Here is a 1,437-nt window from a genome sequence, read left to right as displayed (position 1 = left end):
AGGTAAAAGCGTCCATGCCGTTGCCTCCTTTTGCTTTCCCTTACACCACTTTTTGCCAAGACGACTCAGTCATCAGGCACAAAAAAAGCAAGCCAAGGAGACCTTGGCTTGCTTACCTATTGAACTTCGTTGAATTAGTTTAGTTGGTAGAGCCTGAAACTAAGACCTTCCATGGCACCTTGGCCTAAATCAGAGGCATAGAGCAGGTGTTCTTTATCCAGCTGAGGAAGATTGATATTCTGCGGTTTATCACTGGTATTAAACACCACCGCAATACGCTGACTGACGCCATTGTCATCGGTATATTCCCGGGCGATGGCAAATAACCCAGGGGTAGATTGCCCATACAACACAGACTGTTTACCGCGGCGCAGCGCCGGATATTGCTGATACAAGGACGCATAGCGAGCAAAAGCGTTATACAGCGGATGGGAGGGATCAAAGTTATCATCTGCGGTGGTTTTCTCCGTCGCCAACAAGTCATCATCATTATAGCTAGCAACAAAAGAGGGCATCATGTCTTGCCGGGAGTCCTGATCACCGCCGTCCCCCACAAACCCTTGCTCGTCACCATAATAAATAACCGGGACACCACGACAAAAATAAATCATGGCATAAGCTAATTGGGTACGTTGGGTCATTTGCGCATCAGTATAATTAAACTCACTCTGCTTTAACTTATAAGCAAAACGCCCCATATCATGATTGCCGGTAAAGTTAACAAGATCATTCGCATCATAACCCTGTTCATGATGATACAGGTTATCTTGTGCAAAAAGCGCGGCCAATACATCCGTCCCCTCTTGCTTCACAAGCACAGACTCAAGGGCACCTTGGAAGGCAAAGTCTAATACTGAGGGCAGTTTGGCTTTATTGATATACTGGCTCAAAAGAGACACATCAAAACTGTACACCTCGCCAAACATCATAAAATTTTCTATTCCTTGGGTTTTGGCATAATTCATCAACGCCGGAGAAAACTGCTGCCAAAACGTCATATCAACATGTTTAACCGTGTCGATACGAAACCCATCGGGCTTAAATCTTGAAATAATGTTTTTATAAATATCGGTCATTCCAGACACCACCTCGGCCTGAGATGTATCTAAATCATCGAGCCCGGCAAAATCACCGTTAACCGCGCTTTCCCCTTCCCAGTTTGAGTCGCCCTGATTATGGTAAACCCCACTATCATTTAACCATGCAGGCACCTTTACCTTGTCTTCCCCTTGCGGAATATAGGGCGTGTAATTGTCCGTTGCCAAGGTATCTGTGGGCTTATATTCACAGTGGGGTTGACCCGTACTCTTGAGTAGATTTTCCGATCCATGACATTCCTGGTACTTGATGATATCGGCAGTATGGTTGGTGATAATGTCAAAAAACACCTTGATGTTGCGGCTATGGGCAGCATGGATAAATTGCTTTAATTCTTCT

General features: G+C 45.2%; 1 protein-coding gene. It reads right to left on the bottom strand.

Features of this window, described 5'->3' with window-relative positions; translation table 11 throughout:
• Positions 1-134: 134 nt before the first annotated feature.
• Positions 135-1,437: alpha-amylase family glycosyl hydrolase (locus V5298_RS19665; RefSeq protein WP_332933124.1), on the bottom strand; the 1,303-nt coding region annotated here is incomplete at its 5' end.

This window comes from Alteromonas sp. 14N.309.X.WAT.G.H12, from assembly GCF_036697315.1.
Classification (GTDB): Bacteria; Pseudomonadota; Gammaproteobacteria; order Enterobacterales; family Alteromonadaceae; genus Alteromonas.
The sequence above is the reverse complement of the archived record's forward strand: the minus strand, read 5'-3'. Positions and strand labels throughout refer to the sequence as shown.